Below are 26,647 nucleotides of genomic sequence, written 5' to 3'. Positions count from 1 at the left end.
CTCGCGTCGGTGAGCGCGTCGAGCCGCCGCCCGGCGGCGCGGGCGGTCGCCAGGGCGCGGGCGGCGTCCGGCAGCGGGCTGAGGACCTCGGCGAGGGCGAACGGCGCCAGCACGAGCAGGGCCAGCACGGGGGCGGGCCGGTCGCTCGAGGTCGCGACCGCGGCACAGACCAGGGTCGCGACGGCCGTGGCGACGGGGAGCGCCGCGGCGGCGCCCGCCCTGCCCCGGCTCTGGCGCCGCACCGCCCCGGCGAGCGCGTCGTGGGCGCTGTCGAGCGAGGCGAGGGCTGCCGGGCCGGCCCCCACAGCGGCCACGTCGAGGGCCTGGGTGGCGGTGAGCTCACCGACCGCCGTGGCCTCGGCGCGCGCCCGGACGAGGTCGTCGTGCCCTCGCTCCTCGACCCACCACGCCAGCGTCGTGGTGGCCGCGGCCACCACGAGCAGGCCACCGACCGCGATCCCGGCTCGCGGGTCGACCAGCGCGCACAGCACCGCGGTGAGGACGCCGGTGACCGCGGTCGCGACGAACGGGACGGCCACCCGGACCTGGGCCTCGACGCGGTCGGTGAGGTCGTCCACGACCCCGGAGAGCATCGCGGCCCTGCCCCGGCGCACGAGCCGGGCGGGGGTGAGGGGCACCAGTGCGGCATACAGCCGGGTGCGCTGGCCGGCGAGCTCGTCGAGGGCCGCGTCGTGCGACCTCAGCCGCTCGGCATACCGGAACACCGGGCGCGCGATGCCGAACGTCCGCACGGCCACGATCGCCGTGAGCAGGGTGAGGATGACCGGGCGCTCGCTGGCCCGGACGATCAGCCAGCCGGAGGTCGCGGTGAGGGCGACCCCGGACGACAGGGCGGCCGCGCCGAGCACGCCGGCGAGGACGGTGCGGGGCGTGAAGAGCCTCATCGGGCGAGCACCTCCTGTGCCTCGAGCCGCTCGGCCCCGAGGTGGACGTGGGCGTCGGCGAGCGCCACCAGCTCGGGCCGGTGGGTCACCGCCACGACGCACCGCGACCGGGCGAGCGCGCGGATGGCCCGGTGGGCCAGGGCCATCGACGCGTCGTCGAGGTGCGCCGTCGGCTCGTCGAGCAGGACGACCGGGGCGTCAGAGAGCGCAGCGCGGGCCAGGACGAGCCGGGCGCGTTGCCCCGCGGACAGGCCGCGGCCGTCGTCGCCGAGGGGGGTGTCGAGGCCGTGGGGGAGCGCGGCGACGACACCGTCGAGCCCCACCCCGCGCAGCGCCTCCCAGACGGCGCCCGGAGTGGTGTCGGCGCCCGTCCCGAGGGCGAGGTTGTCGCGGACGGTGCCGGAGGTGAGGAACGGCCGCTGCGTCACGAGGTGCGTGGCCGGGGCGCGGACCACCCCGGCCGTCGGGGTGCGCAGCCCGGCGAGCAGCTCGAGCAGCGTGGTCTTGCCGATGCCCGACGGGCCGGTGACGGCGGTGAGGCCGGGGCCGGCCTCGAGGTCGAGGTCGGTGAAGGTCGGGCGCTCGGTGCCGGGGTGGGAGTACGCCAGTCCCCGCGCCGAGACGCGGGGTGCGCCGCTCGGCGCGAGCCGGCCGGGCTCGGGCCGGTTCGGCTCGGTCGGGTTCGGCTCGGTCCGGTTGGGCTGGGGCGAGGCGAGCGCCCGGGTCGCGTCGGCGAGGGCCTGCGCGCCGTCGGCGGCGTTGTGGAACTCGGCGCCCACGCGCCGCACCGGCCAGTACGCCTCGGGTGCGAGCAGGATCGCGAGCAGGCCGGTGGAGAGGTCGACCGTGCCGTGGGTCAGCCGGATGCCGACGAGGACCGCCACGATCGCGACGCAGATGCTGGCGAGCAGCTCCAGCGCCGCCGAGCTGAGGAACGCCAGCCGCAGGGTCGCCAGCGTCGCGACCCGGTGCCGCCGGCTCACCTCGCCCACGGCCTCCACCTGGCGCTCCGCCCGCCCGTACGACACGAGGGTCGGGAGCCCCCGCACCACGTCGAGGAAGTGACCGCTCAGCCCGGCGAGGGCCTGCCAACGTCGCTGCGTCGCATCCTGCGTGGTGGCTCCGATGAGGGCGGCGAAGACAGGCAGCAGCGGCAGCGTCAGCACGACCACGAGGGCACTCAGCGGGTCGACCGCCACCATCACGACGACCGCGAGGGCAGGGACCACCGCGGCGGTGACCAGCGCCGGGAGGAAGCGCGCGACATACGGCTCCACGCTCGCCGACCCCGACGTGGCGAGGGTGACGGCGGTCGCCGGGTCCGGCCGGTCCTCGACCCGCCCGCCGAGCCAGCGCACCACGAGCCGTCGGCGCAGCGCCGAGCTCACCGTGGTGCCGGCGCGCGCCGCGACCCGCTCGGCGGTGTGCGCGAGCAGCCCGCGGACCAGGAACAGCCCGACGAGGTATGCCGCGGGCGCCGCCAGCGGGGTGCCGCGCACCACCGCGACCACGACCGCGGTGAGGGCGAAGGCCGTCGCCACGGTCGCCACGCCCTGGGTGATCCCGACCGCCGCGAGGACGGCCAGGGGGCGCCGGGCCTCCGGGACGGTGCGCAGGACCTGGGGGTCGAACGGACGCATCGGCACCCGCGCCTCAGTGCATCGCCGGCGCGGGGATGTGCTGGGTGCCGATCCGCTTGCGGAACACCCAGTACGTCCACGCCTGGTAGGCCACGACGAGCGGTGTGAAGACGACCGCGACCCAGGTCATGATCGTCAGCGTCCGGTCGGTGCTCGAGGCATTGGCGGTCGTCAGGGACCACGCGGCGTTGGTCGTGCTCGGCATGACGTCGGGGAACAGCAGCAGGAAGTACGTCGCGACGGCCATCGCGATGGTCACGAACGTGCCGGTGAAGGCCCAGCCCTCGCGGCCCCGCGCCCCGGCGGCCAGGGCGCCGAGCAGCGCCACCGCCGCGACCACGGTGGTCGCCCAGGACCAGCCGTTGCCCTGCTGGAAGCCCAGCACCCCGAGCAGGGCCACGGCGAGGACCGCGGTGACGGCGCCGGTGCGGATCGCGATGCGCCGGGCGTCCGCCCGGATGTCGCCGGTCGTCTTCAGGGCGGTGAAGAACGCCCCGTGGGTGAGGAACAGGCCGAGCGTGACGAGTCCACCGAGCAGCGACAGCGGGTTCAGCAGCGTGGAGAGGTTGCCGGTGAACTCCTTGTTCGCCGCGATCGGCAGCCCGCGCACGACGTTGGTCAGGGCCACGCCCCACAGCAGGGCGGGCACGACCGAGCCGATGACGATCGCGAGGTCCCAGCGGCGGCGCCACTGCACGTCGTCCCGCTTGCCGCGGTAGTCGAACCCGAGGTTGCGCACGATGAGCGCGACGAGGATGAGCAGCAGCGGCAGGTAGAACGCGCTGAACATCGTGGCGTACCAGTGGGGGAAGGCGGCGAAGGTCGCGCCACCGGCGGTGAGGACCCACACCTCGTTGCCGTCCCAGACCGGGCCGATGGTGTTGACGAGGACGCGCCGGCGCTTCTCGGTGTCCTGCGTGTCCCGGCCGCGGCCGAGGACCGGGAGCAGCATGCCGACCCCGAAGTCGAAGCCCTCCAGGACGAAGTACCCGGTCCACAGGACCGCGATGAGGATGAACCAGACGGTGCTGAGCTCCATGACGGAATCCGTTCTCTACGTGTAGGTCTCAGTACGCGAACGCCAGCGGGGCGTCCTCGTCGGTGGACTGTGGCGTGGCGGGCTCCTCGAACGGCGGGGCCCCGGCACGCAGGTAGGCGAGGAAGAGCTTGACCTCGATGACGGCCAGCGCGCCGTAGAGCAGCGTGTAGACGACCATCGACGTCACGACCTCCCCGGCGGACACCGACGGCGACACCCCGGTCGCGGTCGTCATCACCCCGAAGACCAGCCACGGCTGGCGCCCGACCTCGGTGAAGATCCAGCCGAAGCTGTTGCCCACCAAAGGAAGCAGGGGTGCGGCCAGGACCAGCCAGTGCCAGGCGCGGGCGCGCGGGACCCGGTCGCCGCGGGTGGTCCACAGCGTGGCGAGCGCGATCAGGATCGCGAGGATGCCGACGCCGATCATGAGCCGGAACATCCAGTACGACAGCGGGATGTTCGGCGCGTAGGTCGCGTCGGCGGTCAGCGGGCTGCCGGCGAACTGCGTCGCGTACTGGGCCTTGAGGTCGTTGATCCCCTGCACGCTGCCGTCGAAGCGACCGGTGGCCAGGAAGCTGAGCAGGCCCGGCACGGTGATCGAGAACTTCTCCTGGCTCCCGTCCAGCGACCCGACCGTGAAGAGGCTGAACGGCGCGTTGCCGGCGGAGGAGGTGTAGAGGGCCTCGGCCGCCGCCATCTTCATCGGCTGGACCTCGGTCATGATCTTGCCCTGGATGTCGCCGCTCACGGCGACCGCGAAGCCCGCCACGAGGGTCACCCAGGCGCCGAGCCGGGTGGAGCGGCGGTACATGGGGGCGTCCTCGCCGACGTCGGCCCGGCGCAGGTGCCACAGCGACACGGCCATGACCATCGCCCCACCGACCATGTAGGCCGCGGCGACGACGTGCGGGAAGGTCACGAGCTGGACCTTGTTGGTGAGGACGGCGACGAAGTCGGTGAGCTCGGCCCGCTGGGTCTGCGGGTTGTACCGGTAGCCGACCGGGTGCTGCATGAACGAGTTCGCGGCGAGGATGAAGTATGCCGAGAGCAACGTGCCGACGTGAACGATCCACATGCACGCGGCGTGCAGCCTCTCCGGGATCCGGCCCCAGCCGAAGATCCACAGCCCGAGGAAGGTCGACTCGAGGAAGAACGCCAGCAGCGCCTCGATCGCCAGCGGCGCCCCGAAGATGTCGCCGACGAACCGGCTGTAGTCGGACCAGTTCATGCCGAACTGGAACTCCTGCACGATGCCGGTGACGAGCCCGAGGGCGAAGTTGATGGTGAAGAGCTTCCCGAACAGCTTGGCCAGCCGCAGGTCGTCCGGCCGGTGCCGGCGGACCCACGCCGTGTGGTACCACGCGACGAGCGCGGAGAGCCCGATCGTGATGGGTACGAAGAGGAAGTGGTACACGGTCGTGATGGCGAACTGCCACCGCGCCAGGTCGAGGTTGTCCATCGGGGATGCTCCGGGGCTCGTCGGGTCGGCGCTGCTGCTCGGTCGGAGCCGCGGCTCGGATCAGTGCTACTACGTTCCGTAGTAAATACTACGCCGCGTCGTAGGTTGGTCGGCAGGGCCGAAGGTCCCGCGCGGCTGTGACCTGCGGCACCCGCCTCGCCCGGCTGGCTAGGGTCGCCGGTATGCCGCGTGCCCGCCGCCCGCTCGTCCTCGTCCCCGCCCGCTGGGCGGGGGTCATCGACGGGCGCGAGCGGCCTGGCGTCTTCGCGCCCCGGACCCTCCTCGACGCGGTCAGCCGGGCGGGGGGCGAGCCGGTGCTGGCCTGGCCCGACACGGCGGAGCGGGCCGAGGCCCTGGTGGCCGTCGCGGACGCCGTGGTCCTGCAGGGCGGAGACGACCTCGACCTGCGGCCGTTCGGCGTCCCGGACGTGCACCCGCGCGAGGTCCACCCCCTGCCCGAGCAGGACGCCGCGGACATCACGGTCACCCGGGCCGCGGTCGCCGCCGGGGTGCCGGTGCTGGCGATCTGCCGCGGGATGCAGGTGCTGAACGTCGTGCTCGGCGGCACGATCCACCAGCACTACGACGAGACGTCGGTCCCGCACGCGAGCAACCCGCACGACGTCGACGTCGTGCCGGGCACCCTCCTGGAGTCGGTGGTGGGGAGCGGTTCACGCAGCGGCTGGTCGAACCACCACCAGGCCTGCGACCGGCTGGCGGACGGCCTGGTGCTCGGCGCCACGACACCCGACGGGTGCGTCGAGGCGTTCGAGTCGGCCGACGGCAGGGTGCTTGCGGTGCAGTGGCACCCCGAGGTGGACGCCGAGCGGGTCCCGCACCAGCAGGCGCTCTTCGACTGGGTCGTGCGCGCGGTTCAGTCGGGGTAGCCGAGCGGGTTCTCGCGCTGCCAGTGCCACTGGTCGGCGCACATGTCCTCGATGGTGCGCGTCGCCTTCCAGCCCAGCTCGGACTCGGCGAGCGAGGCGTCCGCGAAGGACGCGGCGATGTCGCCGGCGCGGCGCCCGACCACCTCGTACGGCAGCGCGTGGCCGCACGCCTGCTCGAACGCGTGCAGGACCTCCAGGACGCTCGTGCCGTGCCCGGTGCCCAGGTTCCAGGTGCAGACCCGCTGGTCGGTCGTGCCGAGCCGGGTCAGGGCGGCGACGTGCCCCGCCGCGAGGTCCTCGACGTGGATGTAGTCGCGCAGGGCGGTGCCGTCCGGCGTGGGGTAGTCGTCGCCGAAGACGCGCAGCTTCTCCAGCTTCCCGACGGCGACCTGGGCGATGTAGGGCATGAGGTTGTTGGGGATGCCCGACGGGTCCTCGCCGATGGTGCCCGACGCGTGGGCACCGACCGGGTTGAAGTAGCGCAGCAGCGCGATCCGCCAGCGCTCGTCGGTGACTGCGACGTCGCGCAGGATCTGCTCCTGCATGACCTTGGTCCAGCCGTAGGGGTTGGTCGCCGCGGTGGGCAGGTCCTCGGTGAACGGCGGCTCGGCCTGGTCGCCGTAGACCGTCGCCGAGGAGGAGAAGACCAGCGTGAAGCAGCCGTGCCGCTGCATCGCGCGCACGAGCGCGAAGGTCGAGTCGAGGTTGTTCTGGTAGTACTCCAGCGGGACCTCGACGCTCTCACCGACCGCCTTGAGCCCGGCGAAGTGGATGACCGCGTCGAACTGCCGCTCGGCGAACAGCGACTCGGTCTTGTCCCGGTCGGTCAGGTCGAAGGCGTGCACCTCGAGCGGGCCGCCGATCAGGGCCTCGAGCCGCGGCACCACGGTCGGCTTGGCGTTGGCGAAGCTGTCGACCACGACGACGTCGTGCCCCGCGGCGACCAGCTGGACCACGGTGTGGGAACCGATGTAGCCGGCACCGCCGGTGACGAGGACGCGCATGCGCACACCGTATGCCGCGCGGCCCGTGCGCGGCCACGCGGCATACGGCGTCGGCCCGAGGTTCGTCCTCGGACGGGTGGAGGGTCAGCGGCCGCTCTTGGCGCGCTCGATCCGGACCGGCGTGGCGGGGGCGCCGTCCTCGGGGGTGCCGTCGGTGCCCGGGTCGATGCCGGCGGCGGCGATCTCGTCGAGGACCTTCATGCCGGCCTCGGTGATGTGCCCGAAGACGGTGTAGTCGGGGCGCAGGCGGCTGTCCCGGTAGACGAGGAAGAACTGGCTGCCGTTGGTGTCCGGGCCGCCGTTGGCCATGGCGAGGGTGCCGCGCGGGTAGTTCTTGCGGCTGCCGTCGGGGAAGCCGGGCCAGTTCGCCAGGGCCTGGGCCGAGGCGAGCTCGTCCTTGAACGCGTACCCGGGGTCGCCCCAACCGGTGCCGAGCGGGTCGCCGCACTGCAGGACGGACAGCGCGAACGGCGGCGTCTGGTAGGCGGTGAGGCGGTGGCAGACGGTGTCGTCGAAGTACTTCCGGTGGGTGAGGAACAGGAAGCTCTGCACGGTGCACGGGGCGAGCGCGCGGTCGAGGACGAGCGGGATGTCGCCGTGGTTCGTCCGCAGGGTGACCTGCTGGGTGCCGGTCGCGGGTGTGTGCCGGGGGTCCTGGGGCAGGCCGACCCAGGTGGAGTACGTCTGGTCCGCCAGCGGCGTGTAGGCGCACGGGCCGGACGTGGGCCCGGCGGAGGGGCCCGGCGCGGCGCCGGTCACCGACGGGAGGGTCGAGGGGGCGGCGGTGGCGGCGGTGGCCGCTGTGGGCAGTCCGACCGTGGCGGCGGCGAGCGCGGCGGCCACGGCAACGAGCTTCATCGGTCGCATGCCGCGCACCCTAGGGACAAATGCGGCATACCGCGCGGCGAGATCAGCGACGCCGACGGTGCGCTCGTTCCGGTCGGGGTCGGGGGAAGGGCTCAGCCACGCAGCGATCGGGAGCGACCGCGGAACTCGGCCACGACCGCGCCGTCGGACTCGCGGGTCACCGTCACGTCCGTGAGCCCGCTGCGCCCGTAGGCCGCCCGGGTGCGACCCTCGGCCACGAGGACGTCCCCGAGCCGGGCCGAGGTGACGAAGGTGATGTCGGCTCCGGCGGCCACGGTGAGCCGACCGCCGGAGTTGCAGACCAGGGCGAACGTCGAGTCGGCGAGGGTGAAGATGAAGCCGCCGTGGGCGATGTCGTGGCCGTTGACCATCGTCTCGGTCACCGCCATCGAGACGACGGCGTGGTCGGGCTCGATGGTGAGCGCCTGCATCCCGAGCGCGCGGCTGGCCCGGTCGTCGTCCCACATGCGGCGGACGTGGGTGAGGTCGGGTGCGCTCGAGGGGACGTCGGTCATGGGGCCATCGTGGCAAACGCGAGACGTCGGCGACCCGCCGCCGCGCGGTCAGCGGATGGCGGCATCCCTCTGGCACGATCGGGCCCATGAACTTCCTGATCAAGATCGCGGTGAACGCCGTCGCCCTGTGGGTCGCCGCGTGGCTCGTGCCGGGCATCTCGTTCGGCGAGGGCAAGTTCGGGTCCAAGTTCGCGACCGTCCTGCTCGTCGCGCTGCTCTTCGGCCTCATCAACGCCGTCGTCAAGCCGATCGCCAAGTTCTTCAGCTTCCCGCTCATCGTGCTGACGCTCGGGCTGTTCACCTTCGTGGTGAACGCGTTCATGCTCCAGCTCACCGAGTGGGTGTCGGGGCCGTTGGGGCTGTCGTTCGTCATCGACCACTTCTGGTGGGACGCGATCCTCGGAGCGCTGGTCATCACCATCGTCTCGATGGTCCTCGGCTGGGTCCTCCCCGACGACGACGACTGATCCGCACGGCGCGGAGCACCCAGTGCCGGGCACCCAGCGTCGCCCGCCCGGGCGTCCCCGACCTTGTCCTGCACCGGCCCGTCCACCCCAGTCCTCCCACTCATCCCTGCACCCGCCCTTGGGAGTGCATCGCGCGCGTGCTGCGTCACTGACGCCTCCCGTGCATCACTGCCGCGGTGGGGATGCCCGGGTAGGGGGCGGCGTCCGCGCCCACCGATCCGTCCCGTGCGCCACTGGCGCGGTGGCTGTGGGTGAGTGCGACCGACGACCGCGGCACTGATCCGCGTGGTGCATCGCTGGGGCGGTGGCTGTGGGTGAGTGGGGCGGCGCCCTGAAGCACTGATGCGTCCTGCGCATCAGTGCCGCAGTTCCGTGGACATGCTTCCCCCGCCCCAGCCTCGCCGCCTCTCCCGGGCGCCGCCTCCCCTTGCCTACCGGCCGCCGACTCCCGCTGCCCAGTGCCGCTGGCTCCCGCTGCCCGGTGCCCGCTGGCTCCCGCTGCCCAGTGCCCGCTGCCTGCCGGCCGCTGCCGGCTCGTGCCGCGCGGGCCCTCCCGCCAGTCCTGCGCCCCAGAGGCCGCACGGGCGCGCTGTCGGTACCGGCCGGCATCCTTGCGGCATGGAGGACTTCGACGCTGCGGCATACCTGCCTCGCGCTCGCCGGCTGGGGGGCTGAGCCAGCGTGAGCTGGCGGCGGGACTGGGGGTCCACCAGTCCTCGGTGGCCCGCTGGGAGTCGGGGGCGGCGGCGGTGCCGCTGCCGATGCTCGTCAGAGCCTTGTCGGCCGCGGGACTCCGGCTCGCCGTCGTCGACGGTGGTGGCGAGGAGGTCCTGCCCTTCGATCCCGACGCCGTCCGCGACAACGCCGGTCGCCGCTTCCCCGCCCACCTCGACGTCGCACCGCCGTGGCCGATGCCGGCCAACCGCGGCAACGGGCAGCGGTTCGACCGGCCGGCACCACGAGCCTGGTACTCCCTGCGCCCCAGCCGCGCCGTCGATCTCGCGCGCCCCGACGCGGCGGCCGCAGAGCGCGCGAGCACCGACCACCCGACCTCCACCGCCCTGCGTGCCCTCGCGGCCCGGCACAGGCAGCGACAGGTCCGTCCCGCGCCCGCCTTCGCGCCGTGCTCGTGCGACGACGAGTGCCTCCTCGGGCCCGGTTGCCCGGCCGCCTGCCCCTGCCAGTGCGAGCCCGCCGGTGGCGCCGCGCCGCATACAGTGACGCCATGACCTCCAGCTCCTCGGGCGCGAACGCCTCGGTCCGCCTGCGCGACGCCCTCGACCAGGTGCCCGCGTACGTCCCCGGCAAGCCGGCCGCCGCCCGCGAGGGCGTCACGGCGTACAAGATCTCCTCCAACGAGAACCCGTACCCGCCGCTGCCGTCGGTCCTCGAGGTCGTCCGCGACGCCGCCACGCACATCAACCGCTACCCCGACATGGCCGTCAGCGAGCTCTCGCAGGCCATCGCCGACCGGCTCGGCGTCCCGGTCGAGCACGTCGCCACGGGCACCGGCTCGGTCGGCGTCCTCGGGCAGGTCATCGCCGCCACGTGCGACCCCGGCGACGAGGTCGTCTACGCCTGGCGCTCCTTCGAGGCGTACCCGATCGTCACCGCCCTCGCCGGTGCGAAGTCCGTCCAGGTCGGCCTGGACGACCACGCCCGCCAGCGGCTCGACGCGATGCGTGCCGCCATCACCGACCGCACCAAGGTCGTCATCGTCTGCACCCCCAACAACCCCACGGGCACGATGGTCACGCACACCGAGCTCGCCGCGTTCGTCGACTCCGTGCCTCGCAACGTGCTGGTCGTGATCGACGAGGCGTACGTCGAGTTCGTCACCGGCGAGGACGCGCCCCGCAGCCTCGAGCTCTACCGCGCCCACCCCAACGTCATGGTCCTGCGCACGTTCTCCAAGGCGTACGGCCTGGCCGGTCTGCGGGTCGGGTATGCAGTGGCGCACGAGCCCGTCGCGGGCGCGCTGCGCAAGACGGCCGTCCCCTTCGGCGTGAACTCGCTCGCGCAGGCCGCTGCCGTCGCCTCTCTCGACGCGTTCGACGAGCTGAAGGAGCGGGTCGACGCCCTCGTGGCCGAGCGCACCCGCGTCGTGGAGCTGCTCCGCGGCCAGGGCTGGTTCATCCCCGACACCGAGGCCAACTTCGTCTGGTTCGCCCTCGGCGACCGCTCGGCCGCCTTCGCCCGGGCCGCCCAGGAGGCCGGGCTCACGGTGCGCCCGTACGGCGACGACGGCGTGCGCGCCACCATCGGCGAGACCGAGGCGAACGACCTGCTCGTGAAGGTCGCGGGCCAGTTCCTCACGGACCACCCCGCCTCCTAGGGTGGGGGCCATGGTCGACACCTGGCTCCCCCCGTACCTCGCCTCCCCCGACCGCTACGGCCCCATGCCCTACCGCAAGGTCGGCCAGTCCGGCCTGCGGCTGCCCGCCGTCAGCCTCGGTCTGTGGCACAACTTCGGGGACGACAAGCCGCTGCAGACCCAGCGCGCCATCCTGCGCCGCGCCTTCGACATCGGCATCACCCACTTCGACCTCGCCAACAACTACGGGCCGCCCTACGGCGCCGCCGAGACCAACTTCGGCCGCCACCTGCGCGACGACTTCCGCCCGTACCGCGACGAGCTCGTCATCTCCTCCAAGGCCGGCTGGGACATGTGGCCCGGCCCGTACGGCGACGGCGGCTCGCGCAAGTACCTCGTCGCCAGCCTCGACCAGACCCTCAAGCGCACCGGCCTCGACTACGTCGACATCTTCTACAGCCACCGCCCCGACGCCGACACCCCGCTCGAGGAGACCATGGGGGCGCTCGCCTCGATCGTCCAGCAGGGCAAGGCGCTGTATGCCGGCATCTCGAGCTACGGCCCGGAGCTCACCGCCCAGGCGGCTGACCTCCTGCGCGAGATTGGCGTGCCGCTGACGATCCACCAGCCCAGCTACTCGATGCTGAACCGCTGGGTCGAGGGGGGCCTGCTCGACACCCTCGGCGAGCGCGGGGTCGGCTGCATCGCGTTCAGCCCGCTCGCGCAGGGCATGCTGACGGACAAGTACCTCGGCGGCATCCCCGAGGGCTCCCGCGCCAGCCAGGGCAAGTCGCTGTCGCCGGACCTGCTCACCGACGAGGCGCTCGCCCACGTCCGCAAGCTCAACGACCTCGCCCAGGAGCGCGGCCAGTCGCTCGCCCAGATGGCGCTGTCGTGGGTGCTGCGCGACGAGCGGGTCACCTCGGTGCTCATCGGGGCGTCCAGCGTCGCCCAGCTCGAGGACTCGGCGGCCGCCGTGGCGAACCTGCGGTTCAGCGACGCCGAGCTCGAGGAGATCGACCGCGACGCCGTGGAGGCGGGCATCGACCTCTGGCGCACCCAGTCCCAGCTCAGCTGACCGGGGTGGGCTGACCGGGTCGGCTCGTCTACGTCATCGGCAGGTGTTTGGGCCGCGCAGGGGCGGGGCATGGTCGAAGGACGACCGTGGCCAGGCTCGACGGGGTGGGAGCGTGACGTGACCTCGACGCAGGACGTGCAGATGCCGGGCCGGACGCCTGACCCGCGGGTGATCCGGCTCCCCTCCCTGCGCCGGCTGCTGCGCCCCGGCCCGACTCTCCTGCTCCTCGCCCTGCTGGTGGGGGCGGCCTCCGCGCCGCCCGGCCAGGAGGCCGACGCAGCCGGTGCGCACGCCGGCACCCCGGGGACGGGTGGTGCCGCGTCCGCGCCCCAGGTTCCCGGCTGGCAGCAGGAGGCCGACCCACGCACCCCCGGGACTGCCGTCGCCCCGGCGACCGCGGCGGTCGCCCCGTCCCCGGTCGTGCTGCCCCTCTCGCCGGTCGTGCTGGTGGGACTCCCCGTCGCTCCCGGCTCCTCCGTCGGTGTCGGCTCGGACCTCTGGGCCGCCTACCGCTCCGCGGCCGCCGCCGTCCCGGCGTCGTGCCACCTGGACCCCAGGCTGCTGGCGGCGATCGGCCAGGTCGAGTCCGGGTCGCTGGCCGGCCGCACCCTCGACTCGCGCCACCGGGCCGTCCCGCCGGTCCTCGGGCCGGTCCTCGACGGCAACGGGTTCGCGCGGATCCCCGACACCGACCACGGGCGGTGGGACGGCGACCCCGTCTGGGACCGTGCCGTCGGGCCGATGCAGTTCATCCCCTCCACCTGGGCGCGCTGGGGCGTCGACGCGGACGGCGACGGCGTCGCCGACCCCCAGGACATCGTGGACGCGTCGCAGAGCGCTGCGGACTACCTCTGCGCCGGCGGCCGCGACCTGTCGGCCCCCGCCGACCTGCGCGCGGCGATCCTGTCCTACAACCACTCGACCGCCTACCTGGCCACCGTCCTGGCGCTGGTGCCGAGGATGACCCCGAACGCGCTCGGCACCACCGGCGGCGGCGTCGCCATCTCGGCCGCGCTCCTCGTGGGTCCGCCGTCGGTCCAGCCCGCGCCGCTCGCGCCGCCGCCGTCCGCGTCACCCTCGGCCCCGACCACCCGCCCGAGCACCAGCTCCGCCGCCTCGTCCCCGACGGGCACGCCGAGGACCGCCTCGCGCACGCGGACCGCGCCCCCCACGACGGCCGCGACGACCTCGGCGACCGCGACGAGCACCACCTCGTCGCACACGAGCTCGTCGCCGACCAGCACCACCTCTCCGTCGACCACGAGCACCACCACGAGCTCGAGCACGACCTCGACGACGGACCCCACGACCTCGGCCACGGCCACGACCACGCCGTCTTCCTCGACGACGACCGCCGCGTGCCCGTCCGGGTCGACGACCAGCCCGACCAGCTCGGGCACGACGACCCCCTCGTCGGCCGGGACCGCCTCGCCGACGCCCACCTCGTCCTGCACGACGACGGCCGCCCCCACGAGCACGCCGGTGCCGTCCACCTCCTCGGCAACCGCGGCCGAGGCGACCCTGCTGGGCCAGTCCGGCTGACCTCCGCGGCCCGGCCGCCACCCCGGCACGGGCCGGTCGCCTGCTCCTCCGCGGCCCGGCGCCTCCCCGTCCCCCGGCGGCCGCCTCCCCGCGGAGCACGGCCCAGATGCCGCGGCCGGGCAGGGTCCCGGTCCGGATTCTGAGATTCCCGGCTGCTGCGGATATCTTGGCCGTGCAAGGGCCACATGTGAGCGCCGCCACAAGCAGTGCCACACCACCATGCCGCCAGACACCGGCGGGGACCCCGCCAGGGTGAAGAAGGAGTGCCTGTGAGCGACAACGCTGTCGCCGACGCCACCAGCGTCGACCATGAGGGCGACGTGATCGCCGAGCTGACCGCACCCGTGCCCGAGGTGGGTGACGGCGGGCCCGAGATGGTCCAGCTGCTCACGCCCGAGGGCCAGCGGGTCGAGAACACCGAGTACGACGAGTACGTCAAGGACCTGCGCGACGAGGACCTCCGCGGCTTCTACCGCGACCTCGTCCTCATCCGGCGCGTCGACGCCGAGGCCACCGCGCTCCAGCGCCAGGGCGAGCTCGGCATCTGGGCCTCCCTGCTCGGCCAGGAGGCCGCCCAGGTCGGCTCAGGCCGCGCGCTGCGCCCGCAGGACTACGCCTTCCCGACCTACCGCGAGCACGGCGTCGCCTGGTGCCGCGGGGTCGACCCGCTCAACCTCCTGGGCCTCTTCCGCGGGGTCAACCACGGTGGCTGGGACCCGAACGAGAAGAACTTCCACCTCTACACGATCGTCATCGGGGCGCAGACGCTGCACGCGACCGGGTACGCCATGGGCATCCAGCGCGACGGTGCCGTGGGCACCGGCGACGAGGACCGCGACGCCGCCGTCATCGCCTACTTCGGCGACGGCGCCACCGCGCAGGGCGACGTCAACGAGTCGTTCGTCTACGCCGCGGTCAACAACGCCCCCGTGGTGTTCTTCTGCCAGAACAACCAGTGGGCCATCTCCGAGCCCAACGAGCGGCAGACGCGCATCCCGCTCTACCAGCGCGCGCGGGGCTTCGGCTTCCCGGGCGTCCGGGTGGACGGCAACGACGTCCTCGCCGTGTATGCCGTGACGCAGCAGGCGCTCAACGCCGCCCGGTCGGGCCAGGGCCCGACCTTCGTCGAGGCGTTCACCTACCGCATGGGCGCCCACACCACCTCGGACGACCCGACCAAGTACCGCGTCTCCGCCGAGGTCGAGGTGTGGAAGCACCGCGACCCGATCGAGCGGCTCAAGTCCTACCTCGTGCACGAGAAGAAGGCCGACCAGGCGTTCTTCGACGAGGTCGACCGCGAGGCCGACGAGCTCGCCGCGCACGTCCGCGAGGGGTGCCTGAGCATGCAGGACCCCACCGGGGACTCGATGTTCGACCACATCTACGTCGAGCAGCACCCGGTCGTCGAGGCAGAGCGCAGGGAGTTCGCCGCCTACCACGCCGGCTTCGAGCAGGAGGGGGGCCACTGATGGGCACCATGACCATCGCCAAGGGGATCAACTCGGGCCTGCGCGCCGCCATGGAGCGCGACCCCAAGGTCGTCCTCATGGGCGAGGACATCGGCAAGCTCGGCGGCGTCTTCCGGGTCACCGAGGGCCTGCAGAAGGACTTCGGCGAGGACCGCGTCATCGACACCCCGCTCGCGGAGGCCGGCATCGTCGGCACCGCGATCGGCATGGCCCTGCGCGGCTACCGGCCCGTCGTCGAGATCCAGTTCGACGGCTTCGTCTACCCCGCGTTCGACCACATCGTCAGCCAGGTCGCCAAGATGCGGGCCCGCTCGCTCGGCAAGGTCAAGCTGCCGATGGTGATCCGCATCCCCGTCGGCGGCGGCATCGGCGCGGTGGAGCACCACTCGGAATCCAACGAGGCGTACTTCGCGCACACCGCGGGCCTCAAGGTGGTCTGCTGCTCCAACGCCGAGGACGCCTACTGGATGATCCAGCAGGCGATCGAGACCGACGACCCGGTGCTGTTCTACGAGCCCAAGCGGCGGTACTGGGACAAGGGCGAGGTCGCCGAGGACGGCGCACCGCGCGAGCTGCTGCGCGCCAACGTCGTCCGCGAGGGCACCGACGCGACGCTCGTCGCGTACGGCCCCATGGTCAAGACCTGCCTGCAGGCCGCCGAGGCCGCCGCGGCGGAGGGCAAGAACCTGGAGGTCATCGACCTGCGCTCGCTGTCCCCGCTGGACGTCCCCGCGCTGACGGCGTCGGTCGAGAAGACCGGCCGGGCCGTCGTCGTGCACGAGGCCTCGACCTTCCTCGGCATGGGGGCGGAGATCGCCGCGACCCTGCAGCAGGAGTGCTTCTACCACCTCGAGGCGCCCGTGCTCCGGGTCGGTGGGTACAACCTGCCCTACCCGCCCAGCAAGCTCGAGGAGGAGTTCCTCCCCGACCTCGACCGGGTGCTCGACGCCGTCGACCGCTCGCTGGCCTTCTGAGAGGGGCGCGCACACCCATGTCCGTTCGTGAGTTCAAGCTTCCCGACCCCGGCGAGGGCCTGACCGAGGCCGAGATCGTCACCTGGAACGTCAAGGTCGGCGACACGGTCAAGGTCAACGACATCGTGGTCGAGATCGAGACCGCCAAGTCGCTGGTCGAGCTGCCCGTGCCGTTCGCCGGCACCGTCACCGCCCTGCTCGTGGAGGAGGGCTCGACCGTCGAGGTCGGCACGCCGATCATCGCCGTCGACACCGCCGGTGGCGCCGGTGCCGGTGCCCCGACGTCGGTGCAGGACGCGCCCGCCGAGGGACCGGTCGAGCCCGGGCTCGAGGGCAGCCCGGCCCCGAAACTGGCCGCCGAGGTCGCGGCCGCACAGGCCGAGGAGGAGGAGATCGAGGAGGGCAAGATCGGCGGGACGACGTCCACCGGTCGCACCGCCGTCCTCGTCGGCTACGGCGTCAAGCAGACCGAGGCCAAGCGTCGCCCGCGCAAGCCCGGTGCAGGCGCCCCTGCGCCGACCGGGCTGACCAGCACGGCCCCCGGCCTCGCTGCGCCCGCCCCGGCCGCGGTCGTCTCCGCCCCGGTGGCCCCCGCCGCGGCGGCCACAGCTGCGCCGGCCACCGCGCCGGAGGTCCCGGCTGCCCGCGCCGGTGGCGGCCGCGCCCTGGCCAAGCCGCCCGTGCGCAAGTACGCCAAGGACCTCGGCGTCGACCTGGCCTCCGTGGCCGGATCGGGTGACGGCGGGATCATCACCCGCGCCGACGTCGAGGCCCACGCCTCGGGTGCCGGGACCGTGGCTCCGGCCGTGCAGGACGACAGCTACATGGGCTACGCCGACGGCGACGCCAACGACCCGTCCACGGCAGCCGGCGCGCGCGCCCAGGCCGCACGCGGCATACGCGAGACGCGGATCCCGATCAAGGGCGTCCGCAAGATGACGGCGCAGGCGATGGTGGGCAGCGCGTTCACGGCGCCGCACGTCACCGAGTGGGTCACCATCGACGCGACCGCCACGATGGAGCTCGTCGAGCGGCTCAAGGCGGACCGCGAGTTCAGGGACGTGAAGGTCACGCCGCTGCTCGTGCTGGCCAAGGCGATGACCGTGGCGATCCGGCGCAACCCCGAGATCAACGCGACGTGGGACGAGGCCGCCCAGGAGATCGTGGTCAAGCACTACGTCAACCTGGGCATCGCCGCCGCGACCCCGCGGGGCCTGATCGTCCCGAACATCAAGGACGCCGACCAGATGTCGATGCGGCAGCTGGCCGAGGCGATCGGCGCGCTCACCGCCACCGCGCGCGAGGGGCGCACCCAGCCGGCCGAGATGTCCGGCGGCACGATCACCATCACCAACGTCGGCGTCTTCGGCGTCGACACCGGCACGCCGATCATCAACCCGGGTGAGTCGGCGATCCTGGCGTTCGGTGCGATCCGGCGCCAGCCGTGGGTGGTCACCGCCCCGGACGGCACCGAGACGATCGAGCCGCGCTGGGTGACCCAGCTGGCGCTGTCGTTCGACCACCGGCTCGTCGACGGCGAGCTCGGCAGCAGGTTCATCGCCGACGTCGGCGCCATCCTCGCCGACCCGGCCCGCGGGCTCGTCTGGGGCTGACCCCCGGGCGACGATCCCGCAAAGGACGAAGGCCCCGCCGCTCCCTCGGGAGCGGGCGGGGCCTTCGTCCTGCGGTGGCGGGCGGTGACGCCGTCAGTGACCGATCGCCGTCAGTGACCCATCGCAGGCGGGGCGACCGTGGCCTCGTGTCCCGCGGCGGCGCGCTCGGCGTCCGCCTTGTCGGAGGCGCCTCGCTCGGAGTACGCCGACCCGCCACGCAGCTCGACGTGCGGCAGGAACAGCATCACGAGGAACCCGACGACCATCACACCCGACCCGACCAGGAACACCATGTCCATCGAGTTGGAGAACCCCTCGAGGAACGGCTTGGCGAGCCGGTGGTCGAGGTTGGTGAGGAACGAGGAGTCCTTGAGCACGCCGGTGCTCGACCCGCCCCCGCCGCCGGAGGCCTGCGACGCCTGCAGCTGCTTGGCGAAGGCCGCGTTCGCCGGGTCCTTGAGCGCCGTCTGGAACTCGGGCGTGGGGATCGCCTGCTTCAGGGCGATCGCGATCTTGTCGCCCACCGTCGAGAACAGGATCGACAGGAAGACCGCGGTGCCGAGCGTGCCGCCGATCTGGCGGGTGAAGGTGGCCGAGGAGGTGGCCACCCCGATCATCCGCGGCGACACGGCGTTCTGGACGGCCAGGGTGAGCGGCTGGAAGTTGAAGCCCAGGCCGACGCCGAAGAAGACCATCACGATCATGGTCTGCCACAGCGGGGTGTCGGCGTGGACGTAGTGGAAGACGAACAGCGACACGGTGAGCAGGCCCGCGCCGATGATGGGGAACCGGCGGTAGCGCCCCGTGCGGCTGATGAGCTGGCCCGACAGGATCGACCCGCTCATGATGCCCAGGGTCAGCGGCAGCAGCTGCAGGCCGGCCTCGGTCGGGGACGCGCCCTTGACGATCTGCAGGTAGAGCGGCAGGCACGCCAGGCCACCGAACATCGCCATGCCGATGAGGACCGAGGCGCCGGAGGCGACCGCGACGGTGCGGTTCGTGAACAGCGTGAGGGGCAGCAGCGCCTCCTCCTTCATGGCCCGCTCGACGAGCAGGAACGACACGATCCCGACGGCGCCGACGACGAAGCACGCGACCGAGCGACCCGAGCCCCAGCCCCAGTCACGGCCCTGCTCGGCGACCAGCAGCAGCGGGACGAGGCCGAGGGAGAGCGTGACCGCACCCCACCAGTCGATGCGGTGGTCGAGGCGGGTGTGGCGCAGGTGCAGGGTGCGGGCGACGACGACCAGGGCGGCGATGCCGATCGGGACGTTCACGAGGAACACCCAGCGCCAGCCGTCCACGCCGAGCAGGGTGCTCTGGCCGGCGAAGAACCCGCCGATGACGGGGCCGAGGACGCTCGAGGTGCCGAAGACCGCGAGGAAGTAGCCCTGGTACTTGGCCCGCTCCCGCGGCGGCACGATGTCGCCGATGATGGCCAGGGCCAGGGAGAAGAGCCCGCCGGCGCCGAGGCCCTGGATCGCGCGGAAGAACGCGAGCTCGAGCATCGACTGCGACAGGGTGCACAGCACCGAGCCGATGACGAAGATCGTGATGGCCGTGGAGAAGAACTTCTTGCGGCCGTAGATGTCGGAGAGCTTGCCGTAGAGCGGCGTCACGATGGTCGAGGTGATGAGGTAGGCCGTCGTGGCCCACGCCTGCTGGTCGAGGCCCTTGAGGTCGTCGGCGATGGTGCGGATGGCGGTCGCGACGATGGTCTGGTCGAGCGCGGCGAGGAACATGCCCATCATCAGGCCGACGAGGATCGTGACGATCTGCCGGTGGGTGAGGGCGCCGTGCTCCGGTTGCGCGCTGGCGGTTGCTGCCATGGTGTCAGTGCTCCGTCGGGGACGTGGTGGATGTGGGTGAGGACAGGTACGACCGCTCGAGGGCAGCCGTGAAGCGTTCGAGGTGGTCGGCGAAATCGCTTGCCTCCCGCGCCGTCCACCCCTCGAGGAGGTGCTCGAACCAGGCGCTGCGCTGCTCGGTGATCCGGTCCAGCAGGTCGTGCCCCGCGGGGCTCAGCCGGACCACCTGCGCCCGGCCATCCTCCGGGTCGCTGACCTTCTCGAGCAGGCCGTGGCTCACCAGGGTGCTGACCTGGCGGCTGGTGGTGGAGATGTCGGAGTGCACGCACTCCGCGAGGGCCGAGACCCGACGTTCCTCGGCGGCGAGGTTGAACAGCACGGGGTAGGCCATCGTGTCGACCGCCGGGTGCAGGCGGGGGGCGTGCTGCCGGACGGCCTTGAGCAGCTTGACCAGGCGCACCAGGTCGAGGCTGACCCGTTCGGCGGTGGCCCGGTCGAGGGGCTGGCTGGGGTTGGACATGGGAACTTCCGGTCGGATACTTGTTTGCGGCATACAAGTATTACGCCGGTCCGGGAACCGTGCAAAACCGGGGGGCCCGAACGGCCGACCCCGGGCGGGCGGTCGTCAGGAGGTGAAGGGAAGGTTTTCCAGCACGCGCCGGGCGACGTCGTCGTCGCCGTGCACGGTGTAGTGGACGTCCTCGAGGCTGCCGCGACCCGCGCCGCGCCGCGTCACCGCGTCGGTCGACAGGGTGATGGTGGTGAAGACGTCCTGGGGGTCGCCGTCGTGCGCGACGCCGGAGAAGAGGGGTATGCCGCGCGGCTGCCCGTCGTCGCCGGACTCCACCCACACGCCGGCGCGGCCGAGCACGGGGCCGGTCACCTCGAGGATGACCACGTTGCCGGGCGGGACGGCTGCCCTCTCGGCCACGAGGTCGGGCAGGCGGGCGAACAGCTCCTCCATGAAGAGGGCCGCAGCGGGGGAGTCGAGGTCACCGGGGCGCCCGAGCGCCTGGCGGATGTCCTGCTCGGCCACCCACGCCTCGAGGACGTCATGGCGCAGGGCGGCCATCGTGTCGGGGTGCTCGGTGAGCCCGCGGACCCGGCGCTCGGCCACGAGCTCGAGCTCGGAGACCAGCTTGGGCGCGCTCACCCCCGCGCGGTGGGCGGGGTCTCCCGCGACCACGTGGGCGACCTCGTCACGCACGGTCCAGCCCTCGCGGGCGGTGGGTCGCAGGAAGTCCTCGTCCCGGCAGCTGCGCCCGAGGTCGACGACGGCCTGGGCCGCCTGCTCGTACGCGGCGACGAGGCCGGCGAGGTCCTCCGGGGCTGCCGGGTGCAATGGCATGGACCCACCCTACTTAGGCTGTCGGCATGAGCACGTCCGTGACCACGCCCGCCCGGGTGCCGACCCGGCTCCCCGTGTGGGTGCTGGTGGTCGCCGGCCTGGTGGCGGCGTCGCTCGCGGCCTTGGTCGGCCAGGCTGCCGTGGCGGCCGCGGTGGCGGACCCCGGTCCGCTGGTCCGCTGGGGTGTCCTCTACGCCCGGGTCGTGCACGACGTGGCGGCTGCCGCCACCGTCGGGCTGCTGCTGCACGCGGCCTTCCTCGTCCCCGACACCACCCGCACACGCCGGCGCGAGACGGCCACCCGGCTGGCCGGCGTGGCCGCGGCCGTGTGGGCGCTGGCGTCCGTGGCCGGTGCGCTCCTGACGATGGCCGACTCGATCGGCATCGCGCTCACCGACCCCGGCTTCGCCCGGCAGTTCACGACCTTCGCCTGGCAGTTCCTGCCGGTGCGGGTCGAGCTCATCACGGCCATGGTCGCGGTCGTCGTGAGCGTCGGGGCCCTCCTAGCGACCAGCCGTGCGGCCATGGCGTGGCTGTTCGCGCTCGCCGTCGGGGCGCTGCTCCCGCTGGCGCTCGCGGGGCACGCCGCCGGCGCCACGGACCACTCGACCGCGGTCAACTCCCTCGCGGTGCACCTGGTCGCGGCCACCCTCTGGGTGGGCGGCCTGCTCGGGCTGGCGCTGCTGCGCCCGCTGCTCGGCCGCGACCTCGCCGCGACGGCCACCCGCTTCTCGGCCGTGGCGCTCTGGTGCTTCGTCGCCGTCGCGCTCTCCGGCGTCCAGAACGCGTACCTGCGCGTGGGCGACCTCGGCAACCTGGCGAGCCGCTACGGCGTCCTCGTCCTGGTCAAGACGCTCGCCCTCGTCCTGCTCGGGCTCGCCGGGTGGCGCCACCGGCGCGCCCTGCTCCCGCGGCTGGCCGGGCCCGGCTCGACGGTGGCGTTCATCCGCCTCGTGGTCGCCGAGCTCGTCGTCATGGGGGTGGCCTTCGGCACCGCCGTCGCGCTGTCGCGGTCGGCTCCCCCTGTCCCCGACGCCCAGGTGCCCGACGCCAGCCGCTCGTTCATCCTCACCGGCTACCCCGAGCCACCGCCCCTCACGGGCGCCTCCTGGGTGACGACGTGGACCACCGAGTGGCTCTGGGTCGCGGTGGCCGCGGTCGCGGTCGGCCTCTACCTCGCCGGCGTCGTCCGGCTGCACCGCCGCGGCGACGCCTGGCCGGTCCACCGCACCATCGTGTGGGTGCTCGGCTGGCTGGTCTTCGTGTATGCCGTGTGCGGCGCCCCCGGCGTCTACGGCCGCGTGCTCTTCTCCCTGCACATGGTCATGCACATGGTCGTCGCCATGCTGGTGCCGCTACTGCTCGTCCCGGGCGCCCCGATCCTGCTGGCGCTGCGCACGCTGCCCGCCCGCCACGACCGGACGTGGGGCCCGCGCGAGGTGCTGCTCCAGGTCGTGCACTCCCGGGCCCTGCGGGTGCTGTCGAACCCGGTCGTCGCCGCCGCGCTGTTCTTCTTCAGCCTCGCGATCTTCTACTACTCGCCGCTGTTCGAGCTGGCCCTGCGCACGCACACCGGGCACGTGCTGATGCTGCTGCACTTCCTGCTCACCGGGTACCTCTTCGTGTGGGTGCTCGTGGGCGTCGACCCCGGCCCGCGGAAGTGGCCGCCGCTGATGCTGCTCGTCGTGCTGTTCGCGACGATGAGCTTCCACGCCTTCTTCGGCGTGGTGATGACGAGCAGCACCACGGTCCTGGCGCCGGACTTCTTCGAGACCCTCAAGCTGCCGTGGATGACCGACCCGCTGGGCGACCAGCACCGCGCGGGTGCCATCGCCTGGGGCATCGGCGAGGCGCCGACCCTGGCGCTGACCCTCATGGTGGCGGTCGCCTGGGTGCGCTCGGACCGGGCCGAGAGCACCCGCCGCGACCGGCAGGCCGACCGCGACGGCGATGCCGAGCTCGCGGCCTACAACGCGCACCTGGCGCAGCTGCGCCGGCGTGGGGAACGAGGTCAGTGATGCGGGTGGCGGTGGTGCAGGTCGGTTACGGCGACGCCGAGCCGGTGCAGGAGCGGGTCGAGCGGGTCGCGGACCTGGTGCGCGCCCAGGCCGGGCACGACCTCGTGGTCCTGCCCGAGCTGTGGGCCCCGGGCGGGTTCGCCTACCGCGAGTGGCCGGAGCGCGCCGAGCCGGTCGACGGCCCGGTCGGGCGGGCGATGTCCGCGGCCGCGCGCGACGCCGGCGTCGTGCTCCACGCCGGGTCGATCGTCGAGCGCCCGGCCGACGGCGAGGTCGGCCCGGACGGCCACGGGCTCTGGAACACCTCGCTCGTCTACGCCGCGGACGGCAGCCTGCTCACGGCATACCGCAAGATCCACCGCTTCGGCTTCGGTGCCGGCGAGCCGCGGCTCATGGACGCGGGCACGGACGTCGTGGTGGTCGACGTCCCGCTGCCGGACGGAGGGAGCGTCCGGGCCGGGCTGTCGACCTGCTACGACCTGCGCTTCCCCGAGCTGTACCGGCGGCAGGTCGACGCAGGAGCGACCCTGTTCGTCGTGCCCGCCGCCTGGCCGGCGGCCCGGGTGCGGCACTGGACCCTGCTCGCGCACGCGCGGGCGGTCGAGGACCAGTGCGTCGTGGTCGCCTGCAACACGGCGGGCACGCACGCCGGCACCCCGATGGGCGGGCACTCCCAGGTCGTCTCCGCCACCGGCGAGGCGCTCGCCATGGCCGGGACGGACGAGCAGGTGCTCAGCGTCGAGGTCGACCTCGACGCCGTGGCGGCCTGGCGCGAGCAGTTCCCGGTGCTGGCGGACCGACGGCTGTGAGGGCTGAGTCGGTGTGCTCGGCGCCGGTGTGGTCGACACAGGTGAGGGCCGCGCTCGTCGCCGTGGCGTCCGTGCGGTCAGGCGGTCATGCGCCGGTGCCGCTCGGCCACGAGGTCGGCGCGGCGCGCGTGCATGAAGGCCGTGTCCGAACCGCAGTCGTGGCACACCACCATGGCGCTGTGGCCCAGGCCGATCACCTCGACGACGTGCGGGTGGCACACCTGGCCGGCGGTGTGCACGTGGTCTCGTCGGTGCACCGCGACGGCGGTGCTGAGCGCGACCGGCCTCGTCGCGTTGGTCCCCCTGTGCTTCATCGAAGACACCTCCTGACTGGGATGACGAACCAGGGGCGGGGCGGGTTGCCGTCGTCGCCGAATCGTCACCACGGCAGCTCGTGCCACCTCCACCATGACACCGCGGCGCACCGACAGCGTCGGTCCGCCGCGCCGGACCGTGACCGAACACGTGAGGAGGGGACCGACCGTTGGGACGAGACACGAAGGAGCCCGGCGTGGTGACTCGCACCCGGCTGCGCGCACCCGAGCTACGGGGCCGCGGCTGGCTCAACACCGGCGGCCGGGAGCTGTCGCTGGCGGACCTGCGCGGACGGGTCGTCGTGCTCGACTTCTGGACCTTCTGCTGCGTGAACTGCCTGCACGTCCTCGACGAGCTGCGGCCGCTGGAGGAGCGGTTCCCCGACTCGCTCGTGCTCGTCGGCGTCCACTCGCCCAAGTTCGAGCACGAGGCCGACCCGGACGCCCTCGCGGCCGCCGTCGAGCGGTACGCCGTGCACCACCCGGTGCTCGACGACCCCGACCTGGTGACCTGGCAGGCGTACACCGCTCGTGCTTGGCCGACGCTGGTCGTCGTCGACCCCGAGGGGTACATCGTCGCCTCCATGTCCGGCGAGGGGCACGGGCACGGGCTCACCGTCCTCGTGGAGGAGCTGGTCGAGGAGCACCGCGCCAAGGGCACGCTGCGCGAGGGCGACTCGCCGTACGCCCCGCCGCCGGCCGCCTCGACCGCGCTGCGTTTCCCCGGGAAGGCGGTCGCCCTCGACGACGGCTCCTTCCTCGTCTCGGACACGACCCACCACGACGTCGTCCACCTCGAGACCGACCTGCAGACCGAGCGCCGGCGGTTCGCCGACCACGACGGCGACGGACCCGGCCGGCTCGACGAGCCCCAGGGCCTGCTCCGGCTGCCCGCCGAGGTGGCCGAGCGCGTCGGCTACGACGTCGTCGTCGCGGACTCGGTCCACCACCAGGTGAAGGGACTGCGGCTCGCGGACGGCGCGTGGACGGTGCTGGCAGGCACCGGGAGACAGCTGCGCGAACGCTCCGGCAGCGGGCCGGCCCTGCGCCAGGACCTGTCGACGCCGTGGGACGCCGCGTGGTTCCTCGACCGCGTCGTCGTCGCCATGGCCGGCACCCACCAGCTCTGGGCGCTGCACCTGGCCACCGACCCCGCGGACAACACGGTCGCGGTGCTCGCGGGCACGACGGCCGAGGGCATCCGCGACGGCGCGGCGGACGAGGCGTGGTTCGCCCAGCCGTCGGGCCTGGCCGCGTCGGAGGACGGGACCCGCCTGTGGGTGGCCGACTCCGAGACGTCGGCCCTGCGCTCGCTCGACGTCACCGACGACGGCTTCACCGTCACGACCCACGTCGGCACCGGCCTGTTCGACTTCGGCCACCGGGACGGGCCGGCCGCGCAGGCGCTGCTCCAGCACCCCCTCGGCGTCACGGTGCTGCCCGACGGCTCGGTGGCCGTGAGCGACACGTACAACGGCGCCGTGCGGCGGTTCGACCCCGTCGCCGGCGAGGTGAGCACCCTGGCGACCGGCCTGCGCGAGCCGTCCGACGCCGTCGTGGAGCGCGCCGAGGACGGCGAGACCCGACTCGTCGTCGTGGAGTCGGCGGCCCACGAGCTGGTCCGCATCCCCTTGCCGGACAGGGCGACCCGCGTAGACGGCCTCGCCCACCAGACGCAGCGGCCGCGCACCGAGCTGGCGCCCGGCGCGGTGCGCCTCGAGGTGGCCTTCACCCCGCCGACGGGCCAGAAGCTCGACCACCGGTGGGGCGACCCGACCCGGCTCATGGTGTCGGCGACGCCCGAGGCGCTGCTGCGCGAGGGAGCCGGGAGCGCGCAGGGCCTGACCCGCGACCTCGTGCTGGACCCCTCGGTCGTCGACGGGGTGCTGCACATCTCGGTGCAGGCGGCCTCGTGCGACGGCGACCCCGTCACCGGCGAGGGACCAGAGCACGCCGCGTGCCACCTGTACCAGCAGGACTGGGGCATCCCCGTCGTCCTGGTCGACGGCGCCCCCGGCTCGCTCACCCTCGACCTGCGCGGCACGGCCTGACGCAGCCCGGAGGTCTGCGCACAGATGCCCGTGCCTCTGGGCAGGGAGCGGGTCCGCGCGCAGTGACACCCTCGTCCGTGAGCAGACGTCCGTGCAGGCGCTCGGGTGGTGGCCTCGGCGTCCCTGCAGGTCAGGGCCGGGAGCACTACAGTCGACAGGAGCGGGTCAACCCTGGACCCGCCGGACCCCTGGAGTGAACATGTACATCGGACTTGGGATCTTCCTGCTCGTCGTGGGCGCCATCATCACGTTCGCCTACACCGGTGACGCCAGCCTGGGCGGGGTGCTCAGCGTCCACGCCGTCGGCTGGATCTGCATCGTCGCGGGCATCCTGGCGATCCTCCTGTCGCTCGTGCTGACCCGGCGCACCGCCGCCGGTGGCTACTCCGCGCGCCGCGTGAGCCACCAGGACCCGGCCACAGGGACCCGCGTCGACGAGGTCGACGTGGACCGCGACAACCGGCTCTGACGCCGCCGGGCGACGCGCCCGATCCGCTCCCCGAGGGCGGCACCACGAGCCGTGGTG

At 73.2% G+C, this 26,647-nt stretch carries 24 protein-coding genes; 13 read left to right on the top strand and 11 right to left on the bottom strand.

The genetic code is table 11. The annotated features are described in order from the left end of the window. The 4 genes from ACYVDO_RS07345 to ACYVDO_RS07330 form a co-directional block, all read right to left on the bottom strand. The coding region (locus ACYVDO_RS07345) for an ABC transporter domain-containing protein (RefSeq protein ID WP_460934263.1) at positions 1–905 on the bottom strand (905 nt) is incomplete at its 3' end. Beyond that, complete coding sequence (gene cydD, locus ACYVDO_RS07340; protein WP_460934260.1) at positions 902–2,545, bottom strand: thiol reductant ABC exporter subunit CydD; 1,644 nt, start codon at positions 2,543–2,545, stop codon at positions 902–904. The genes ACYVDO_RS07345 and cydD, both read right to left, overlap by 4 nt. A gap of 13 nt (positions 2,546–2,558) precedes the next feature. Beyond that, complete coding sequence (cydB, locus tag ACYVDO_RS07335) at positions 2,559–3,584, bottom strand: cytochrome d ubiquinol oxidase subunit II (protein ID WP_460934258.1); 1,026 nt, start codon at positions 3,582–3,584, stop codon at positions 2,559–2,561. Positions 3,585–3,612: 28 nt separating this feature from the next. Next, the gene (locus ACYVDO_RS07330; RefSeq protein WP_460934256.1) at positions 3,613–5,043 is read right to left on the bottom strand and encodes a cytochrome ubiquinol oxidase subunit I; all 1,431 of its coding nucleotides are present in this window, start codon (positions 5,041–5,043) and stop codon (positions 3,613–3,615) included. A 182-nt stretch (positions 5,044–5,225) separates the two neighbouring features. On the opposite strand from ACYVDO_RS07330, the gene ACYVDO_RS07325 reads away from it, so the two are divergent. Beyond that, positions 5,226–5,930: a gamma-glutamyl-gamma-aminobutyrate hydrolase family protein gene (locus ACYVDO_RS07325; RefSeq protein WP_460934254.1), complete on the top strand. Its 705-nt coding sequence runs from the start codon at positions 5,226–5,228 to the stop codon at positions 5,928–5,930. Here the strand turns inward: ACYVDO_RS07325 and galE are convergent. From galE to paaI, 3 genes are all read right to left on the bottom strand, one after another. Then, positions 5,918–6,934 (bottom strand): UDP-glucose 4-epimerase GalE, encoded by a 1,017-nt coding sequence (gene galE, locus ACYVDO_RS07320; RefSeq protein WP_460934252.1) that lies wholly within the window; start codon positions 6,932–6,934, stop codon positions 5,918–5,920. The two genes, ACYVDO_RS07325 and galE, sit on opposite strands and share 13 nt — an antisense overlap. 84 nt (positions 6,935–7,018) lie before the next feature. After that, positions 7,019–7,801 carry a peptidylprolyl isomerase gene (locus ACYVDO_RS07315; RefSeq protein ID WP_460934250.1) on the bottom strand — a complete coding sequence of 261 codons (783 nt, stop codon included), beginning with the start codon at positions 7,799–7,801 and terminating at the stop codon, positions 7,019–7,021. 92 nt (positions 7,802–7,893) lie between these two features. Then, complete coding sequence (paaI, locus tag ACYVDO_RS07310) at positions 7,894–8,316, bottom strand: hydroxyphenylacetyl-CoA thioesterase PaaI (protein ID WP_460934248.1); 423 nt, start codon at positions 8,314–8,316, stop codon at positions 7,894–7,896. Between the two features lie 86 nt (positions 8,317–8,402). On the opposite strand from paaI, the gene ACYVDO_RS07305 reads away from it, so the two are divergent. From ACYVDO_RS07305 to ACYVDO_RS07270, 8 genes are all read left to right on the top strand, one after another. Next, the gene (locus tag ACYVDO_RS07305) at positions 8,403–8,783 is read left to right on the top strand and encodes a phage holin family protein (RefSeq protein WP_460934246.1); all 381 of its coding nucleotides are present in this window, start codon (positions 8,403–8,405) and stop codon (positions 8,781–8,783) included. Positions 8,784–9,142: 359 nt separating this feature from the next. After that, the gene (locus ACYVDO_RS07300; protein WP_460934244.1) at positions 9,143–10,012 is read left to right on the top strand and encodes a helix-turn-helix domain-containing protein; all 870 of its coding nucleotides are present in this window, start codon (positions 9,143–9,145) and stop codon (positions 10,010–10,012) included. Beyond that, positions 10,009–11,118 carry a histidinol-phosphate transaminase gene (gene hisC / locus ACYVDO_RS07295; protein ID WP_460934242.1) on the top strand — a complete coding sequence of 370 codons (1,110 nt, stop codon included), beginning with the start codon at positions 10,009–10,011 and terminating at the stop codon, positions 11,116–11,118. Before ACYVDO_RS07300 ends, hisC begins: the two co-directional genes overlap by 4 nt. A gap of 10 nt (positions 11,119–11,128) precedes the next feature. Further along, positions 11,129–12,175, top strand: a complete 1,047-nt coding sequence (gene mgrA / locus ACYVDO_RS07290) for an L-glyceraldehyde 3-phosphate reductase (RefSeq protein WP_460934240.1) — start codon at positions 11,129–11,131, stop codon at positions 12,173–12,175. 117 nt (positions 12,176–12,292) lie between these two features. After that, positions 12,293–13,717 carry a lytic transglycosylase domain-containing protein gene (locus ACYVDO_RS07285; protein ID WP_460934237.1) on the top strand — a complete coding sequence of 475 codons (1,425 nt, stop codon included), beginning with the start codon at positions 12,293–12,295 and terminating at the stop codon, positions 13,715–13,717. 269 nt (positions 13,718–13,986) lie between these two features. Next, positions 13,987–15,186 carry a pyruvate dehydrogenase (acetyl-transferring) E1 component subunit alpha gene (gene pdhA / locus ACYVDO_RS07280; RefSeq protein ID WP_460934235.1) on the top strand — a complete coding sequence of 400 codons (1,200 nt, stop codon included), beginning with the start codon at positions 13,987–13,989 and terminating at the stop codon, positions 15,184–15,186. After that, the gene (locus ACYVDO_RS07275) at positions 15,186–16,160 is read left to right on the top strand and encodes an alpha-ketoacid dehydrogenase subunit beta (RefSeq protein WP_460934233.1); all 975 of its coding nucleotides are present in this window, start codon (positions 15,186–15,188) and stop codon (positions 16,158–16,160) included. The genes pdhA and ACYVDO_RS07275 overlap by 1 nt, the downstream gene beginning before the upstream one ends. 17 nt (positions 16,161–16,177) lie before the next feature. Then, positions 16,178–17,773 (top strand): dihydrolipoamide acetyltransferase family protein, encoded by a 1,596-nt coding sequence (locus ACYVDO_RS07270; protein WP_460934231.1) that lies wholly within the window; start codon positions 16,178–16,180, stop codon positions 17,771–17,773. Between the two features lie 110 nt (positions 17,774–17,883). On the opposite strand, the gene ACYVDO_RS07265 is transcribed toward ACYVDO_RS07270, so the two are convergent. The 3 genes from ACYVDO_RS07265 to ACYVDO_RS07255 form a co-directional block, all read right to left on the bottom strand. After that, a complete protein-coding gene (locus ACYVDO_RS07265; protein WP_460934229.1) occupies positions 17,884–19,602 on the bottom strand; it encodes an MDR family MFS transporter in 1,719 nt (572 codons plus the stop codon). A 4-nt stretch (positions 19,603–19,606) separates the two neighbouring features. Beyond that, positions 19,607–20,101 carry a MarR family winged helix-turn-helix transcriptional regulator gene (locus tag ACYVDO_RS07260; protein WP_460934227.1) on the bottom strand — a complete coding sequence of 165 codons (495 nt, stop codon included), beginning with the start codon at positions 20,099–20,101 and terminating at the stop codon, positions 19,607–19,609. A gap of 105 nt (positions 20,102–20,206) precedes the next feature. Then, positions 20,207–20,929, bottom strand: a complete 723-nt coding sequence (locus ACYVDO_RS07255; protein ID WP_460934225.1) for a maleylpyruvate isomerase mycothiol-dependent enzyme family protein — start codon at positions 20,927–20,929, stop codon at positions 20,207–20,209. Positions 20,930–20,955: 26 nt separating this feature from the next. Here ACYVDO_RS07255 and ACYVDO_RS07250 point away from each other — a divergent pair, with 26 nt between their 5' ends. Together ACYVDO_RS07250 and ACYVDO_RS07245 are read left to right on the top strand one after the other, a co-directional pair. After that, positions 20,956–22,947 carry a cytochrome c oxidase assembly protein gene (locus ACYVDO_RS07250; protein ID WP_460934223.1) on the top strand — a complete coding sequence of 664 codons (1,992 nt, stop codon included), beginning with the start codon at positions 20,956–20,958 and terminating at the stop codon, positions 22,945–22,947. Beyond that, positions 22,947–23,756: a carbon-nitrogen family hydrolase gene (locus tag ACYVDO_RS07245; RefSeq protein ID WP_460934221.1), complete on the top strand. Its 810-nt coding sequence runs from the start codon at positions 22,947–22,949 to the stop codon at positions 23,754–23,756. The genes ACYVDO_RS07250 and ACYVDO_RS07245 overlap by 1 nt, the downstream gene beginning before the upstream one ends. A 77-nt stretch (positions 23,757–23,833) precedes the next feature. On the opposite strand, the gene ACYVDO_RS07240 is transcribed toward ACYVDO_RS07245, so the two are convergent. After that, the gene (locus ACYVDO_RS07240) at positions 23,834–24,070 is read right to left on the bottom strand and encodes a hypothetical protein (RefSeq protein ID WP_460934219.1); all 237 of its coding nucleotides are present in this window, start codon (positions 24,068–24,070) and stop codon (positions 23,834–23,836) included. 197 nt (positions 24,071–24,267) lie between these two features. Between ACYVDO_RS07240 and ACYVDO_RS07235 the strand changes: the two genes are divergently transcribed. Then, on the top strand, positions 24,268–26,121 hold the full coding sequence (locus ACYVDO_RS07235) for an NHL domain-containing thioredoxin family protein (protein ID WP_460934217.1): 1,854 nt from the start codon (positions 24,268–24,270) through the stop codon (positions 26,119–26,121). Between the two features lie 199 nt (positions 26,122–26,320). Continuing rightward, entirely contained in the window at positions 26,321–26,590 is a 270-nt protein-coding gene (locus ACYVDO_RS07230; RefSeq protein ID WP_460934215.1) for a DUF6458 family protein, read from the top strand. The last annotated feature ends 57 nt before the right edge of the window (positions 26,591–26,647 follow it).

It is taken from the genome of Phycicoccus ginsengisoli (assembly GCF_054779295.1).
This window is presented reverse-complemented; position numbering and strand designations above follow the sequence as displayed.